Source organism: Vulcaniibacterium gelatinicum (genome assembly GCF_008033445.1).
Taxonomy (GTDB): domain Bacteria; phylum Pseudomonadota; class Gammaproteobacteria; order Xanthomonadales; family Xanthomonadaceae; genus Vulcaniibacterium_B; species Vulcaniibacterium_B gelatinicum.
In genome coordinates this window covers 145,885-157,449 of record NZ_VNKO01000006.1, presented here as the reverse complement: position 1 = coordinate 157,449, position 11,565 = coordinate 145,885, and the positions used below count along the sequence as shown (strand labels likewise).

The window sequence follows — 11,565 nt, the reverse complement described above, 5'->3', positions numbered from 1 at the left end:
GCGCGCCTGTGGATCAGCCTCGATGGCGAGCACCTCTGGGAAGACTGACTCGCGCCGATCCATCCCTATCCAGGAGCAGACCATGAGCACCATCACCCTGACCCCCGCCCAGCACGCGATCCTGGCCTACGCCGTCGAGCACACCGGTGGCAAGATCGAGTGGTTCCCCGACAACGTGAAAGGCGGCGCCCGCAAGAAGGTGCTGGACGGCCTCTGCAATCGGGCCCTGATCACCACCGACGGCACCGACTGGTCCGTCGCCGCCGAGGGTTACGAAGCCCTGGGGCGCCCGCGTCCCGCGCCGGCGCCGGTGGAGGCAGATGCGGATCTCGAGGCGGAGGTCGCAGCCGCCGAAGCCACCTGGGCACCGCAGCGCGCCGAGACCAAGCCCCGCACCCGCGAGAACAGCAAGCAGGCCCAAGTCATCGCGATGCTCCGGCGCCCGGAGGGCGCGACGGTGCGTCAGATCTGCGAACTCACCGGCTGGCAGGCGCACACGGTGCGCGGCACCTTCGCCAACGCCTTCAAGAAGAAGCTGGGGCTGACCATCACCTCGGACAAGCCCGAGGGCGGCGAGCGCATCTACCGGATCGCGTGATTCGATCGGAATGGGAAGCCAAGCAGAAAACGCTTGGCTTCCCGCGCCGGCAGCGCGTTCATACGGGTGTCGCAACCATCCACGCCAAGGAGCACAGCATGAAACCCACCCGCGCCATCCTCACCCACAGCAACTACGACGCCGACGACTACGCCTACCTCACCGCCAAGGGCTGGAGCGATGACGAAATCCTGGCCCGCTGGAGCGAAGAGGCTGCGCACGGCAACGGACCCTGCCACTGGGAAAGCGCGTCGGCCCGCGCCAAGCTGGCCGCCGTAACCGGTCGCCAACAGACGACGCGAGAGGATTGAGATTGAGCTTGGCTTCCTGATCGAACAGCGCGTTCATACGTGTGTCGCAACGATCAACGAAGGAGACAACGATGACCACAGCCAATACGATCCCCGTCACCCGCAACGAAGCCTGGGGCTTCTGGGGCACGATGGACGCGCACGCGCAAGCCGCCTGGCCCATCGCGATGAACGCCATCTACGACGCCACGGGACAGCCCTTCGAAGCGGTGCGGGCCTTCCTCGACAGCCGCCACGGACGCCACTTCGCGGACGAAGTGCTCAACCGCATGCATGCGGGCCATGCCCTCCACGACGCGATCCGCGCCGCCACCCGGCAGTGGATGGAATGGACCATCGGACGCCGCACCAGTAAGGACTACGGCATCCCGCGCGGGCTTCCTTATCTGACCGGGTTCGTGATTCACTGCGAGATCGTCGAGGAGGAAGTCGCCGCCTGATCGAACGCCAGGCCATCCGATTCGCGGGTGGTCTGCTTGCCCGTCCAGTCCTGCCAGCGCCGCACGATCACGTCCGCATACTTCGGGTCGAGTTCGATCAGGCGCGCCACGCGCCCGGCCTTCTCAGCGGCGATCAAGGTCGTGCCCGAGCCGCCGAAGGGGTCGAGCACCACGTCGCCGGGACGACTCGAATTGCGGATCGCCCGCTCGACCAACTCCACCGGCTTCATGGTCGGGTGCAGGTCGTTCTTCTGCGGCTTCTTGATCTGCCACACGTCGCCCTGGTCGCGGTCGCCGCACCAGTGGCGCGTCGCGCCTTCGGGCCAGCCGTAGAGGATCGGTTCGTACTGGCGCTGGTAGTCGGCGCGCCCGAGCGTGAAGGTGTTCTTGGCCCAGATGATGAAGGTCGACCAGTGCCCGCCGGCGGCGCGGAAGGCCGCTTGCAGCGTGTCCAGTTCGCTGGAGGACATGGCGATGTAGATCGCGCCGCGGGTGTGCGCCATGATCAGCGCCAGCGCATCAAAGAGGAAATCGTAGAAGCCTTCGCCCAGCGCATCGTTGAGGATGGGGCGGTGCTTGCCGCGCAGCTTGTCCTTCGCGCTGTTGGCGTAGTTCACGTTGTAGGGCGGATCGGTGAAGACCATGTCCGCCCGCTCGCCGTCCGGAAACAGGCGCGCGTAGGCCTCGGCGGTGGTCGCGTCCCCGCAGACCAGGCGGTGCGGCCCGAGCCGCCAGACGTCGCCCGGCCGGGAGACGGGTTCCTCGGGCACGTCGGGCGCGGCGTCGTCCTCCGTCCGGCCATCGATCTGTGGTTCCTCATCGGCCAGCAGTTCTGCCAGTGCATCGGCGTCGAATCCGGTGAGATCGAGGTCGAAGCCTTCGTCCTGCAGTGCCTCAAGTTCGATGCGCAGTAGCACATCGTCCCAGGTCGAGAGCTCCGCGAGCCGGTTGTCCGCGAGCACCAGGGCGCGGCGCTGGGTCGGCGTGAGGTGGTCGAGCACGACCACCGGCACGGTGGGCAGGCCCAGCTTGCGCGCGGCGGCAAGCCGCCCATGGCCCGCGACCAGCACACCGTCGGCGCCGGTGAGAATGGGATTGACGAAGCCGAACTCCGCGATGGAGGCCGCGATCTGGGCGATCTGCTCGTCCGAGTGCTGGCGGGCGTTGCGCACGTAGGGCAGCAGCTTGTCGATCGGCCAGTGCTCGATGCGATCGGCAAGCCAGCTCATGCAGTGACCTCCGCCGTCTCGCCCAGCCGCTCGGCGGCGACTTCGGCGAAGGTCCGACCGCTGCCCTCCAGCACCGGCACCGTGCCCGGGTGGTGCTGCAGCCAGCGGCGCAGCGCGACGTCCACGTACTCGGGGGCGAGTTCGATGGCGCGCACTTTGCGGTCGGTGTGTTGGCCGGCCAGCAGCGTGGTGCCGGAGCCCGCGAACGGCTCGAAGACGATCTCGCCCGCGTCGGTGTAGGCCTCGATGAAGAACCGGGGCAACCCCACCGGGAACACCGCCGGATGATCGATGCCTTCACCGATGCGGCCGCGCTGGCGCGTCACCTCGACGACCGAGTCTGGGATGCGGAACTCCTGCGTGGGCTGTCCGGCATGGTTCCAGGCGCCGACCTTGCCGTCCTTGCCGCGCATCGCGGTGGACGATCCGTCGGCGCGCAGGTGCGTCTCGTGCCCGGCCCACTTGCAGGGCACGATCTTGTTCGGCTTGCGCGAGCGTCGGTTGAAGTGGAAGACGAACTCGTGCCGGGGCGCCAGCCGCCCGGCCCAGTCGCCGGGCACGGTCACCGACTGGTCCCACACGTACCAGCCAAAGCGCCGCCAGCCTTGAGTGCGCATCCATGCGATCCAGCCGTCCCAGTACGGCTGCCACTCGCCGTCGCGATGGACCAGGCCGAGGTTGACCAGGATTTGCGCCTCCTCGCGCAGTGCCGCGCGAGCAGCGCCAAACACGCCTTGCATCAGCGCGTCCCAGTCCGCGATGCCGCCGGTGGTGTAGTCGCGCTGATTGGCATACGGCGGGCTGGTGAAGAGCAGGTGCGCCCGCTCGCCCTCGAGGAGGCGCGCGACGGCGGCCGCGTCGCGGCTGTCGGCGCACAGCAGCCGGTGTTCACCGAGCAGCCACAGATCGCCGGGGCGCGTGACCGCCACCGTGGGCGGCGTGAGGTCGTCCTCGTCCGGGGCACGGACCAAAGCGCTCGCCTCTTCGTCGGACGGTTCGGTCTCCTCGATGGCGTCGAGCAGGCCTTCGATCTCGGAGGCCGAAAACCCGGTCAGGTCCAGATCGAAGCCGGCGTCGGCCAGCTCCGCGAACTCCAGTGCCAACATCGCCTGGTCCCAGCCGGCATCGAGCGCGAGCCGGTTGTCGGCGATCACGTAGGCGCGCTTCTGCGCAGGCGTCAGGTGCGCGAGCTCGATCACCGGCACCTCGGCGAGCCCCAGCTTGCGCGCGGCCAGCAGCCGGCCATGACCGGCGATCACGCCGTGGTCGCCATCGACCAGGATCGGGTTGGTCCAGCCGAACTCGGCGATGCTGGCAGCGATGCGCGCGATCTGCTCGTCGCTGTGCGTGCGCGGATTGCGGGCGTAGGGGATCAGCGTCTCGACCTTGCGGTACGTGACGGCAAGCATGTCCAGAATCGGTGTCTTGGAAACGAAGAAACCCGCCGACGGCGGACCGTGGGCGGGCTAGGGTGTCGGGGAGAAGGTCTCGGGCTGGAGGGCTGCAAACCGCAAACCCTGCAAACCTCGGTTTGCACCCTGACGGTGGCGAAGCGCCGCGCTCGTGCCCCCCGCATGGCTCGGTGCCCAGGAAGGACCCGTGCTGCCGTAGAAGTCACCCGGTCGGTCACTTCTGTCCTGAGCGTAGCGGGAATACTAGCGCTGGGCGGGCCGTTTTGTTGCAGACCATCAGGGGCGGCAAAAGGACAATCGGCCAAGAACGGGGACAGTTGCGGCAGGCATTACCCTGCCTGACCCATCGCTTTGGCCCCGGTTGGCTTTGTGCGCCCGTTGAGGTTGAACGCCACAACCTCCAGTGCTTTCTGCCACCGCCGCCAGGCGGTGGTCCGGTCGCAGCCAAAGCGGGCGCAGATGTCGCGCCAGCGGTGGCGCTCGGCGCGCATCCACACGAGATGCCGTTCCTCTTCCTCCAGCCACAAGACCCAGCGCATGGTCTCGAGCATGCGCTCGATAGCCTCAGGGCTGGGTGGGAAGCGCCGGATCGTGGGTTCGGCCCCCAGCGTCTCCCAGGGCATGCGCCGGATCGCGGGCCAGGTGTTGAAGTAGCCCTGCACGCGCACGGACGGCAAGCGGTGGGCGGTGATGGCCGCCTCCCGGAAGCGTTCGGCCACACGTTCGACGGTCCACTCAGCCATGGCGCGCCTCCCGTGCACCGTAGAGCCGCTCGCCGATTCGGCGGATCAACTCGCGTTCCATCCAGTCGAGCCGGTCGTCGTCGAGGGAGACGACGAGCAGGCGTTGCTCGCGCCAGCCGCGGCGTTTGACGGCCTCCACGTCCATCGGCTCGGGCTGCAGGCGCCCCAGCGGGCAGCGGTAGCGAGGGGTCGGGACGTCCATCTCACGCCTCCTGCGCCGCGTCGTGGAGCGGGAGGGCCCAGTGCAACAGCGCCAAGGCGTCGGCCTCGTTGTCGTCCGCCGGGGCGTGGCCCCGCGCACGCACGGCCGCCATCACCGCGTCCTTGCGGGCGTTGCCTTTGCCGGTGGCGTGCTTCTTGATCGTGCCCACCGGCACGCCCTGGTAGGGGACGCCGTGGTGCTCGCACCAGGCCGTGAGCGTGGCCAGGAACCCGCCGTAGGCGTGCGCCGCGTCGGTCGAGACGTGGCGGCGCACTTCCTCGAAGACCAGCGCGTCGATCCCGTCGGCGTGGGCCTTCAGCTCGGTGAGCCAGCGCTTGAAGCGCAGGAAACGCATGCCGCCGCCTTCGAAGCGTCGGGGCTTGAAGGATTCGGTGCCGCTGGTGATTCGGCCCGTGCGGTCGCGCAGCGCCCAGCCGGTGGTGGTGCCCAGGTCGAGGGCAAGCAGGGTGGTGTGCATCGTGTCGGTCCTTGTCAAGGTCCTTGTCAACATGGGGTGACCGAAGGTGACCGCCGTGGGGAATCGTCCTTCCGCCTGTGCGCGCGTACGCGCGTAAAGAGACTCAATCCCCGGGCGGGTCACCTTCGGTCACCGTGGGTGGTCAGTCGTCGCGGTACGGGAGCCGTACGCCGGAGTCCTTGGGCTTGAGCGACAGGCCCGCCAGGGCCTTGACGCCGCCGTGGATGCGCGTGCGCTCGAAGCCGCGGTTGGCCAGTTGCTGGGCGAGCCAGCGGCTTGTGCCCACGTACTCGCCGCGCCGGCCGGCCCAGTCCTGCCAGCGCTGGAACACGTCGGCCACGGCCACGCGGGCCTGCGGGTGGCGCTGCGCCTCTTCGTCCAGGAAGTCGCCGACGGCGTCCTCCTCGTCGAAGTACTCGGCGGTGGCCGACACCACGCTGGCCGGGGGCTGGAGCCCCTCGCGCTGCCAGGCCAGACAGCCCTGCACCGCCCAGGCGAGGATCCCGTCGCGCTCGGCCAGGAGCTTGTCGGTCAACATGGCGTCGCGCCGCTCGGGCGGGATGGTCACGGTGAAGGGGATCAGGTGCAGCCGGCGCTTCATCGCCTCGTCCACGTTGCGGATCGCGGGCTTGTGGTTGCCGGCGATGACCAGCTTGAACTGGGGCGTGTACTCGAAGAAGTCCTGGCGCATGAAGCGCGCCGAGACCTTGTCGCCGCCGGTGATGGCCTTGACCTTGGACTCGTTCCAGCGCCGGCCCTGCTCGGTCTCGATGGAGGAGACGAAGCGCGCCCCGCGCAGGCCCGCGAGATCGGTCGGATGCCGGTCGCCGCGCGCCTCCATGAAGGTGTCCATCGGCGCGCTGGTGGCGTAGTCGCCGAGGATCGTGGCCAAGGTGTTCACGAACACCGACTTGCCGTTGGCGCCGGTGCCGTAGAGGAAGAACAGCGCATGCGCCGCCGTCGAGCCGGTAAGGCAATAGCCCACCATGCGCTGAAGGTAGGCCTGCAGGTCGGCATCGCCCCCGGTGACGTCGGCCAGGAACGCCCGCCAGCGGGAGCAGTCGCCGCGGGGCGTGGCGGTGGCGAGCTTGGTCATCCGGTCGGCGCGGTCGTGGGGACGCAGCCGCCCGCTGCGCAGGTCGACCACGCCGCCCGGCGTGTTGAGCGCGAACAGATCCGCGTCCCACTCCTGCGAGGTGGAGGCGTGCCGCCGGTCGGTGCGCGCCAGCCGCTCCACGCCGCCCACCGTGCTGCTCGCGGCGAGCTTGGCCGCCAGCCGGTGGGAGTCGGCCTTGAGGGCGGCCTCGCGGCAGATCGCGCGGATGAGGTGGTGCACCAGCAGCGTCTCGTCCGCCTGCCAGCGCCGGCCGTCCCACACCAGCCACTTGCCCCAGGCGGCGCAGTAGCGCCAGTCCTCGGCGTAGCGGCTGGTGAAGCTCAGCGCCAGCGCGTCGTCGGTGGCCCAGACGGAAGGCTCCTGCGTGGGCAGCCCAAGTGCTGGCTTGATGCTCATCCGCGGGCCCGAGGCGATGAAGGTGGCGACGTCGAAGCCTTGGCGAAGAGCGTCGGCCGCGTCCCACCCCTCGGGCTTGTCGTCGGGCGGCAGCAGCACGTCGCAGGAGGCGGCGCCGGCGGCGAGTGCGGCCTGCGCCGCGGCCATCGCATAGTCCCAGCCGGGTTTGTCGCGATCGGGCCAGAGGAGGACGGCCTTGCCCGCCAGCGGCGTCCAGTCGGTCTTGTCCACCGGGGCGTTGGCCCCGTGCATCGCGGTGGTGGCCACGATCCCGCGCTCGATCAAGGCCTGGGCGCATTTCTCGCCCTCGACCAGCACGACCTGGGCGGCGTTGTGGATCCCCGGCTGGTTGTAGAGCGGCCGCGGCTCGGGCGGAGCCATCTTGCGGCGGCGCGCGTCCCAGGGCCGGAACTCCTTCTTGCGCCCAGGCGGGTCGTAGCGGTAGACGACGGCGATGAGGCGCCCTTGTGCGTCGAGGTAGTCCCACTTGGCGGTGGCCGGGCCGAGGTCGTCGATCGGGGCCTTCTTGGCCGCCTTGCGCGGCGGCGCCGTGAGCGCTCGGCCGACGAGGTCCTCGGCCAGGTCGAGGACGCGGGCGAAGTCGCCCTGCACGTCCACGCCGAAGTGAGCGCCGATCAGGTGGAACACATCGCCGCCGTCGCCGGTGGCGCGGTCGGTCCACAGTCCCGCCTTGTCGCCGTCGAGCACGACTTCCAGGCTGTCGCCCGGGCTGCCGAGCACGTCGCCGATGACGAACTTGCCGCGGCGCGTCCGACCGGCGGGAAACAGCGTGGCCAGCACCGACTCCAGCCTCGCGAGCAGGGCGGCGCGAATCGCCTCGCGGCGCGCGGTGGGGTCGGCGTCGGTGGGCGGGGCCGGGCGATCGTTGAAATCGATCATGCGTCGCCCTCCTCGCTGCCATCCGACGCGCGGCGGGCGACGGCTGACGCGTGGTGCGAGGCCCAAGCCTGCAGTTCCGACAGCCGGTAGCGCACCAGCCCGCCCAGGAGGTAATGCGGGATGCGGTACTTGCTGCGCATCGCCGGGTCGGCAAACCAGTAGTACGGAAGCCGAAGCGAGGCGGCCGCCTGCTTGGCGTCGATCATCGGTTCGACGGCCGAGACGGCATCGGGCCTGGTGCTCATGCCTGACTCCTCCAGCACCGGTCCTGCCACGGGCACATCCGGCACTCGACATGGGTGGGATCTACGATCCCCCGCGGCAGCAGTTCGCCCGCCTCGGTGGCCGTGATGACCTTCACGGCCCGGTCGGACATGCGCTGCGCCAACGCCGTATCGAACGGCACCAGCTCGGCGTGGATCTCCATCGTGTCGGCGTTCACCGCCGTGAACAGGGCCGGGTGCGCGTGCAGTTCGAGGTAGGCCTGGTAGAGCGCCACTTGCGCGGCGTAGACGGGCTTGGCGACCGCGAGGCGATGTCTCTCCAACTCGCGCCACGATTTGGCGCCCAGGCACTTGTTCTCCCACAGCGCGGGATAGCCGCTGCCGTGGCCGAGATCCGGCCCCGCGACGATGACGCCATCGACGTGGCCCTGCAGGCGCCCGTCCAGCGCCGAGAAGCCGAATTGCTCCCCCGCGTCGTTACGCGTGCGCAGATCGAAGCCCGCCGCGCGCAGCCATCCGACCATGCAGTCCTCGATGACGTGGCCGCGCTCGAAGACGCGCAGCAGGCGGCCGTCGGCCTCACGGCCCGGATCGACCGGAGCGTCGGCGACCTCGTACTGCAGCGCGCGCTCGCAGGCGACCCCTAGACGCGAGGCGCCCAGGTACGTGCGGCGAGGCTGCGCGGCGCGAGCCTGCTGCATCCCGGCATCGATCAGCGCCGTGAGCCGAGCCGACAGGCTCTTGGAGGCGTTGAAGTCCATCATCGCCGCGCCTCCTTCTGTGCCGCTTTCGGGGCCGCCTTCGGTTCCTCCCACGGCAGATCGTCCTCGAGGTCGGCGAAGGGGTCGGACACCGGTTCCTTGAGCCCGCGCACCGGCGGGTACTTGGTCGCCTCGTGGTGCTCGACCATCGCCTCCGTGTAGCAGGTGACGATGGCGTCGATCACCCGCAGGGCCTCGGCCTCGGAGTACGCGCCGAGGGGTTTCTCGAAGCCGATGCTTTCTGCCGCCGCGCCGAAGGCCTTGAGGCACTTCCTCATCGCGGCCAGTTCGACGTCAGACGGATCGATCATCGCGACCTCCCCGAGGGGTGGACGTCCATCCCGCACCCGCAGCCAGTTGCCGTAGAGCGTGTGAAACGCCTCCTGGCAGCGCCGCGAGCAGAACACCCAGTCGATCGGATAGCGCCGGGCGTCGCCCACCGCATGCCGGAGGTCCGAGTGGCCGTAGCCGCGCGCCTGTCGTTTGCAGACCCAGCACTTCACCGGCCCTCCTCTCACTGCGCCCAGGCCGGCTTGCCCGGCACGGCGGGGCGTTGGGGAACGGCAGGCGCAGGCATCGCACGGGGCGGGGTGACCGCCGCCGGCGCGCCTTCGTTACCGGTGCCGGGGCTCTTCGGCGGCACGCCCATCAGGCGGGCGTAGTCCGGGTGGTCGGGCTCGACGGCGCTCTTGACGACGTTCTTCAAGTCGCCGCGGCCGTCCTTCTCGATGTCGATGCGGGCGAGGAACTCGATGCCGTCGAGCTCGTGGAAGCCCTGGATGCGCCGCGCGGCGGCGGCCTGCGGCCCGTTGTCCAGGGGATGGACGTTGCGGGCGCTGTTGAGGATCGCGCGGATGAGGCTGCGGCCCATCTGGCCCCAGGCCGGGCCCTTCGGGGAATGCAGGCCGATGTTGCTCCAGAGCTTGCGCCGGGCGTACTCGCCCTCCAGCACCACGAACTCGGCGGCGAGATAGATCGATCCCGTCTCGAAGCTCTGGGTAGCGTAGCCGCCCGTCCAGCCCTGCGCCGGATCGTCGTAGCCCCCGGGCTTCAAGGTCATGCGCACGCGGGCGAGCGTGCCCTTGGGGATGAGGTCGAAACTGGGCTGCTGCTGCGCGTCGTTGAAATCGTTCCAGGCGGTCATGGCTCACTCCTCGAAGGCGGTAGCGGATGGCGGAAGGCGGGTGGCGGCGGCGCACTTGTCGATCAGCGCGCGCAGGTTCGGCGGCTCCAGCAACTCGAGCTGGCCGGAGCGGTCCTTGGCCGGGACGCCGTAGGGGTTCAGCGTGTGGCAGACGAAGGCGCGGTAGGACGAGCCGTCCTCCGCCTTGATCTCGGCCAAGGTGACCACCTCGTCGACGATGCCGGGCAGTTCCGCCGCGGTCTTGGCGCCCTCGATCTGCGGCACGAAGACCTTGCGGTTGAAGTCGTCCAGGCGCTCGTCGAGGATGGCCACGAACACCACGTGCTTGCCGCGCGCGTGCTGCAGGTGGGTCAGCGCCCCGATGAGTTCCGAGCCGAGCAGGCCGTAGGCGCCCCGGGTGTCGGGCTTGCCAGTGCGCTCGCTGTAGGCCTGCGGCTGGGTCTTGGCCCAGACGAGCGCCAGGCGCGCGAGTACGGTGATGCTGTCGACGAAGTAGGTGTCGTACTTCGCTAGTTGCGCGGGATCGCCGTAGCGCTCGCACACGTGCCGGTAGTGCGCCTCGGAGAACGGCGCATCCGCGGGCAGCGCCGGGTTCGGGCCGGCGAGGAACACCACGAGATCGCGGAACTCCGGCCAGGTGGTCGGGCGCACGCAGTCGCCGCGCCAGTCCTTGACGGCCAGATCCCCGGCCTCGAGGTCGACGAACAGGGTCGATCCTTCCGGCAGCGTCTTGAGCTGGCTGGTCTTGCCGATGCCGCTCTTGCCTAGAAGCACGAGCTTCACGCCCTGCTTCTCGCGCAGCCGCTGGTCGGCGGTGATGATGGGGAGGGCCATCACGCCACCTCCTTCAGCACTTCAGCGACGGCGGGGTTCCAGAGGATCTGGTAGCCGCTGTGCCCGTTGCGCGAGTACGGCATGGCTTCGGCCCAAGCCTCGCCGGCTTCGGTCAGTTCCCACTCGTCGCGTTCGTTGCGGAACTGCAGGCCGTGGTGGGCCAGGCGCTGGTTGGTGGCCTTGGCCGACAGGCCGAGCAGCCTGCCGAGCTGGGTGGCGTTGAGCGAGCAGATCGCCTCGTTCGCCGCAGTGTCCCGGGCAGGAAGGGCGCGGCGCAGCGTCTCGACCGCCAAGCCCGTGTTCTCCTGGATGCAGGTGAGCGTGGCCGCCATCGCGATGCCGGGTTTGACCCCCGGCACCTTGGCCACGGCCTCGCCGATCAGCAGCAGAGCGGCGACGCGGTCCTGGGTGGGTGCCGGCAGGGTCGGGCGTGCACTTGGCACCGTGTAGCTGCCCGTCTTGCGGATCGCCGGCAGCACCTCGTGGGTGACCCAGCGCTTGAAGCGCTTGGCCTCGCGCTTGCGGCTGCCGAGGACCAGGCTGTACAGCCCGGGCTCGTTGACGACGTTGACCTGGTCATTGCCGCGCGAGATGCCCTGAATTGAGATCAGGGCTTGCTCGTCAGGGTCCAGCCGCGCCAGGGCGCGGGTGGTGTTCGGCAGTTCAAGAACCGCGCACACATCCGCCGCGACGAACCACGGTTCGCCTTGGGCATCCGTGACGACCCGGACCGGACGGCCCTCGAAATCAAACGGGATCAGTTCGGTGCTCATGGA

15 protein-coding genes are annotated in these 11,565 nt (G+C 69.4%); 3 read left to right on the top strand and 12 right to left on the bottom strand.

Going from position 1 to position 11,565, the window contains the following annotated elements; translation table 11 throughout:
• Positions 1 to 82: 82 nt before the first annotated feature.
• From FPV26_RS05685 to FPV26_RS05675, 3 genes are all read left to right on the top strand, one after another.
• Complete coding sequence (locus tag FPV26_RS05685) at positions 83 to 598, top strand: DUF3489 domain-containing protein (RefSeq protein ID WP_147652743.1); 516 nt, start codon at positions 83 to 85, stop codon at positions 596 to 598.
• A gap of 98 nt (positions 599 to 696) precedes the next feature.
• A complete protein-coding gene (locus tag FPV26_RS05680; protein ID WP_147652742.1) occupies positions 697 to 909 on the top strand; it encodes a hypothetical protein in 213 nt (70 codons plus the stop codon).
• A 71-nt stretch (positions 910 to 980) separates the two neighbouring features.
• Positions 981 to 1,349, top strand: coding sequence for a hypothetical protein (locus FPV26_RS05675; protein WP_147652741.1), 369 nt, complete (start codon positions 981 to 983; stop codon positions 1,347 to 1,349).
• On the opposite strand, the gene FPV26_RS05670 is transcribed toward FPV26_RS05675, so the two are convergent.
• From FPV26_RS05670 to FPV26_RS05615, 12 genes are all read right to left on the bottom strand, one after another.
• Positions 1,313 to 2,578: a site-specific DNA-methyltransferase gene (locus FPV26_RS05670; protein ID WP_147652740.1), complete on the bottom strand. Its 1,266-nt coding sequence runs from the start codon at positions 2,576 to 2,578 to the stop codon at positions 1,313 to 1,315. The two genes, FPV26_RS05675 and FPV26_RS05670, sit on opposite strands and share 37 nt — an antisense overlap.
• A complete protein-coding gene (locus FPV26_RS05665) occupies positions 2,575 to 3,987 on the bottom strand; it encodes a site-specific DNA-methyltransferase (protein ID WP_246109219.1) in 1,413 nt (470 codons plus the stop codon). The genes FPV26_RS05670 and FPV26_RS05665 overlap by 4 nt, the downstream gene beginning before the upstream one ends.
• 332 nt (positions 3,988 to 4,319) lie before the next feature.
• Positions 4,320 to 4,733: a DUF6362 family protein gene (locus FPV26_RS05660; RefSeq protein WP_147651735.1), complete on the bottom strand. Its 414-nt coding sequence runs from the start codon at positions 4,731 to 4,733 to the stop codon at positions 4,320 to 4,322.
• Complete coding sequence (locus tag FPV26_RS05655; RefSeq protein ID WP_147652738.1) at positions 4,726 to 4,935, bottom strand: hypothetical protein; 210 nt, start codon at positions 4,933 to 4,935, stop codon at positions 4,726 to 4,728. The genes FPV26_RS05660 and FPV26_RS05655 overlap by 8 nt, the downstream gene beginning before the upstream one ends.
• A 1-nt stretch (position 4,936) precedes the next feature.
• A complete protein-coding gene (locus FPV26_RS05650; protein WP_147652737.1) occupies positions 4,937 to 5,413 on the bottom strand; it encodes a crossover junction endodeoxyribonuclease RuvC in 477 nt (158 codons plus the stop codon).
• A 142-nt stretch (positions 5,414 to 5,555) separates the two neighbouring features.
• A complete protein-coding gene (locus FPV26_RS05645) occupies positions 5,556 to 7,826 on the bottom strand; it encodes a phage/plasmid primase, P4 family (protein ID WP_147652736.1) in 2,271 nt (756 codons plus the stop codon).
• Positions 7,823 to 8,071 (bottom strand): hypothetical protein, encoded by a 249-nt coding sequence (locus FPV26_RS05640; protein ID WP_028769458.1) that lies wholly within the window; start codon positions 8,069 to 8,071, stop codon positions 7,823 to 7,825. Before FPV26_RS05640 ends, FPV26_RS05645 begins: the two co-directional genes overlap by 4 nt.
• On the bottom strand, positions 8,068 to 8,814 hold the full coding sequence (locus FPV26_RS05635) for a hypothetical protein (RefSeq protein WP_147652735.1): 747 nt from the start codon (positions 8,812 to 8,814) through the stop codon (positions 8,068 to 8,070). The genes FPV26_RS05640 and FPV26_RS05635 overlap by 4 nt, the downstream gene beginning before the upstream one ends.
• Positions 8,811 to 9,314 carry a DUF6511 domain-containing protein gene (locus FPV26_RS05630; RefSeq protein ID WP_147652734.1) on the bottom strand — a complete coding sequence of 168 codons (504 nt, stop codon included), beginning with the start codon at positions 9,312 to 9,314 and terminating at the stop codon, positions 8,811 to 8,813. The genes FPV26_RS05635 and FPV26_RS05630 overlap by 4 nt, the downstream gene beginning before the upstream one ends.
• Positions 9,315 to 9,325: 11 nt before the next feature.
• Complete coding sequence (locus FPV26_RS05625; RefSeq protein WP_147652733.1) at positions 9,326 to 9,955, bottom strand: hypothetical protein; 630 nt, start codon at positions 9,953 to 9,955, stop codon at positions 9,326 to 9,328.
• A gap of 3 nt (positions 9,956 to 9,958) precedes the next feature.
• A complete protein-coding gene (locus FPV26_RS05620) occupies positions 9,959 to 10,789 on the bottom strand; it encodes an ATP-binding protein (RefSeq protein WP_181952566.1) in 831 nt (276 codons plus the stop codon).
• The gene (locus FPV26_RS05615; protein WP_147652731.1) at positions 10,789 to 11,562 is read right to left on the bottom strand and encodes a BRO-N domain-containing protein; all 774 of its coding nucleotides are present in this window, start codon (positions 11,560 to 11,562) and stop codon (positions 10,789 to 10,791) included. Before FPV26_RS05615 ends, FPV26_RS05620 begins: the two co-directional genes overlap by 1 nt.
• Positions 11,563 to 11,565: the final 3 nt, after the last annotated feature.

Excerpts from the sequence above, each read along its gene's own strand:
- FPV26_RS05680 (WP_147652742.1), top strand. The coding sequence starts at position 697 with ATGAAACCCACCCGCGCCATCCTCACCCACAGCAACTACGACGCCGAC.
- FPV26_RS05635 (WP_147652735.1), bottom strand. The coding sequence starts at position 8,814 with ATGATGGACTTCAACGCCTCCAAGAGCCTGTCGGCTCGGCTCACGGCG.
- FPV26_RS05615 (WP_147652731.1), bottom strand. The coding sequence starts at position 11,562 with ATGAGCACCGAACTGATCCCGTTTGATTTCGAGGGCCGTCCGGTCCGG.
- FPV26_RS05660 (WP_147651735.1), bottom strand. The coding sequence starts at position 4,733 with ATGGCTGAGTGGACCGTCGAACGTGTGGCCGAACGCTTCCGGGAGGCG.
- FPV26_RS05655 (WP_147652738.1), bottom strand. The coding sequence starts at position 4,935 with ATGGACGTCCCGACCCCTCGCTACCGCTGCCCGCTGGGGCGCCTGCAG.
- FPV26_RS05650 (WP_147652737.1), bottom strand. The coding sequence starts at position 5,413 with ATGCACACCACCCTGCTTGCCCTCGACCTGGGCACCACCACCGGCTGG.
- FPV26_RS05625 (WP_147652733.1), bottom strand. The coding sequence starts at position 9,955 with ATGACCGCCTGGAACGATTTCAACGACGCGCAGCAGCAGCCCAGTTTC.
- FPV26_RS05685 (WP_147652743.1), top strand. The coding sequence starts at position 83 with ATGAGCACCATCACCCTGACCCCCGCCCAGCACGCGATCCTGGCCTAC.
- FPV26_RS05640 (WP_028769458.1), bottom strand. The coding sequence starts at position 8,071 with ATGAGCACCAGGCCCGATGCCGTCTCGGCCGTCGAACCGATGATCGAC.
- FPV26_RS05665 (WP_246109219.1), bottom strand. The coding sequence starts at position 3,987 with ATGCTTGCCGTCACGTACCGCAAGGTCGAGACGCTGATCCCCTACGCC.
- FPV26_RS05670 (WP_147652740.1), bottom strand. The coding sequence starts at position 2,578 with ATGAGCTGGCTTGCCGATCGCATCGAGCACTGGCCGATCGACAAGCTG.
- FPV26_RS05620 (WP_181952566.1), bottom strand. The coding sequence starts at position 10,789 with ATGGCCCTCCCCATCATCACCGCCGACCAGCGGCTGCGCGAGAAGCAG.
- FPV26_RS05675 (WP_147652741.1), top strand. The coding sequence starts at position 981 with ATGACCACAGCCAATACGATCCCCGTCACCCGCAACGAAGCCTGGGGC.
- FPV26_RS05645 (WP_147652736.1), bottom strand. The coding sequence starts at position 7,826 with ATGATCGATTTCAACGATCGCCCGGCCCCGCCCACCGACGCCGACCCC.